The following is a 2,902-nucleotide window of genomic DNA, read 5'->3' on the forward strand; positions in this document are numbered from 1 at the left end:
AAGACCATGAACCCGTCCTTCGAAGAACGGTTCTTCGTTCCGACGCTGCGCGTCCAGGTTCTTTGTAAAACTGAGGTCAGAGGACAGAGGTGAGAGGTCGGAAGAGCGATAAGATCTTGACTCTCTAACCTCTAACCTCACCCCACTCTCACGATCTCTCCATACAAAGGTCCTGCGGATACCCTTTCAATTCTGATCTTAACAGATTTGCCTATCAGTTCAGGCTGCGCTTCGTAGATGACGATTTTGTTGTTCATTGTTCTTCCGTAGATCTTGCCATCTCCTTTGATCTTGCCTTCGCCGATTACATCTATGATTCTGTCAAGATACTTCTCGTTCTCTTCCCTGTTGATGTGCTTCTGAATTGCAAGTAGGTCGTTAAGCCTTCTCGTCTTGACTTCCTGAGGCACATCATCTTTCATTTTCTCTGCGGAAAGGGTGCCTTCTCTAGGTGAATACATTGCCAGGTTGATGCGCTCGAATCTAACCCTTTTCACCAAAGAGACCGTTTCTTCATATTCTTCTTCAGTCTCCCCAGGAAATCCAATGATGAGATCTGTACTGAGAGTCGCATTGGGTATTCCGCTCTTCACGCGGTCAATCAGATCAAGGTAGTATTCACTGGTGTAGCCCCTGTTCATTGTTTTGAGAATTCTATTGCTTCCCGATTGAACAGGAAGGTGAATTGAGCGCGATATCTTATCGGATGACGCAATTACGTCAATCAACTCGTTGCTGAAGTCTCTTGGGTATGAAGTGAGAAACCAGATTCTCTCAATTCCGTCTATCTTCGTCGTCTCTCTTATAAGCTCTGCAAGTGTAGACCCATCCTTCAAGTCCTTTCCGTATGAATCGACATTTTGTCCAAGGTAAGTTATTTCTCTATAACCTTTTTCGACAAGTCCCCTTGCCTCCGAAAGGATGTCGTTCATGTTCCTGCTCTTTTCTCTGCCCCTTGTATAGGGAACGATACAGTATGAGCAGAATTTGTTGCATCCAAATATTATGGTTATCCATGCGTGATGCGAGCTAGTCCTAATTCTTGGAGTATCCGAATCGAGTTCATCGATGAAGTCGCCCATCTCAGTGAATCTCTCACCCGACTCCGCTCTTCCGAGCAATTCATCTACTTTCGTAATCGAGCGTGTCCCAAACACGAAGTCGACCTCTTTGTGCGTCAGCAACTCAACCGCATTCTTTTCTGCCACGCATCCACAGACACCTACAATAAGCCTTCCCTTTCTCTTTTTCATCGCCTTTAACTGACCAAGTTTTCCGTATAACTTGTCTTCGGACTTAGCCCTAACCGCACAAGTATTTACTATGACGGCGTCTGCGTCTTCCTCATCGACAGCAATTTCGTAACCGGCTTTTGACAGGACGCCCATCATAGCTTCTGTATCGTTAATATTCATCTGACAACCGAATGTTCGAAAGGCTACTTTCAAGACATCACTCCTATTCCGATATCATTGCTCAGCTAAATTGTACCGCATTAGCCAGGAGCGATATACCACGTTATGTTACCATTCTATTGGGATGAATTTTCCTGACCTTATTACAATTTCAGGCTAATGATAGCAAGGAAGGACCTGAGCAATAAAACGGAGGTGCATCGTGTTTTCGGAAGCGTTTAGAATTGCAAGTCAGTTCACAAGACCGGTTGTGGTCTTGACGAGAAGTGGTGTTGGGAAGGTAAACGCAACTTGTGGAACATTTATGATACTCAACAGAGAAGGCTGGATAATCACCGTCGCACACCTTTGGCAATCGTACTTCATGTATAGACAACAGCAGGCAGAGCAGGATATTGAGCCAGAAAAGAAGATAGAGAATCATTCGTTCTGGTGGGGTGGAGATGGAAAGGTTCTAAAGGATATCAAACCCTTTCCTGAATTTGATCTGATCGTTGGAAGGCTTGACCCATTTGATCTAGAAGAGGTTTTCGAATATCCCGTTTTTGTGACAGTAGATGAACTGAAGATAGGGACCAGTCTTTGCAGGGTTGGTTATCCTTTCTCCAGAATACGCGCTTCTTTTGACGAGAAGAACTCTAGGTTCATTATGGATGGAAATAGTCTTCCGCACCTCTATCCTATAGAAGGGATCTATACGAGAACTGTTTCTGCTTCGGCTTTCAAGGGGGCAAAGAAGACCACAAAGTTTATCGAGACTTCATCACCAGGTCTGTTGGGACAGAGTGGAGGACCTATACTCGATACGAAAGGAAGAGTTTGGGGAATTCAAAGCCGGACCGTACACCTGCCGCTGGGCTTCAGCCCGAAACTGAAAAGAGGCGGAAAGGAAATTGAAGAAAACCAGTTTCTCAACGCCGGTTGGGGAGTTCACGTAGAAAAGATCAGGGAGGTCCTGCACCAAATCAATAACCCCAAGTAAAGCGTTGCCAGTCGGAGCCATCTCTTTTGTTGAATAAGATGACAACATGGTAAAATATCTTAATAGCAGGTATTTTAAAATTACATATTTCCTTCAAGGAGTAGATTTCTGTGAAAAAGACTTCATCAGTATTGCTGGCTATTTTGCTTGTTCTTGTGGTTTTCTCGACCCAAGGTTGCTTTCTTTTTCGAAACGTAACTCTGTCAATAGAGAATTCAGAGCTGTCAATTGAAATCGGTGAGTCGGAGCAGATACAAGTAAAAGTTAAACCCGAGGATGCTACCTTGAAATTTTCTTCCAACAACGAATCGGTAGCGACAGTCTCAACTTCTGGTATGGTAACAGGGGTCACTGAAGGAGAGGCAGAGATTACAATCGAGGCAACCAAAGAAAAGTACAAGAGCGCTTTGAAGAAAGTCAGTGTTCAAGTTGTTGGAGAAGAATCATTTTCTGTAACGTTTTCAGTTAGTGATTCATCCGGAGCCCTCCAAGGAGCGAACGTCAC

Annotated in this window: 3 protein-coding genes; 2 read left to right on the plus strand and 1 reads right to left on the minus strand. The window is 44.3% G+C overall.

Annotated elements, in window-relative coordinates:
- Nucleotides 1-137 precede the first annotated feature (137 nt).
- Nucleotides 138-1,448, minus strand: coding sequence for a tRNA (N6-isopentenyl adenosine(37)-C2)-methylthiotransferase MiaB (gene miaB, locus ENN47_02525; GenBank protein ID HDP77062.1), 1,311 nt, complete (start codon nt 1,446-1,448; stop codon nt 138-140).
- 169 nt (nt 1,449-1,617) lie between these two features.
- On the opposite strand from miaB, the gene ENN47_02530 reads away from it, so the two are divergent.
- Together ENN47_02530 and ENN47_02535 are read left to right on the plus strand one after the other, a co-directional pair.
- Nucleotides 1,618-2,397, plus strand: coding sequence for a serine protease (locus ENN47_02530; protein ID HDP77063.1), 780 nt, complete (start codon nt 1,618-1,620; stop codon nt 2,395-2,397).
- 110 nt (nt 2,398-2,507) lie between these two features.
- Nucleotides 2,508-2,902: hypothetical protein (locus tag ENN47_02535; protein ID HDP77064.1), on the plus strand; the 395-nt coding region annotated here is incomplete at its 3' end.

This window comes from Mesotoga infera (assembly GCA_011045915.1).
Classification (GTDB): Bacteria; Thermotogota; Thermotogae; order Petrotogales; family Kosmotogaceae; genus Mesotoga; species Mesotoga infera_D.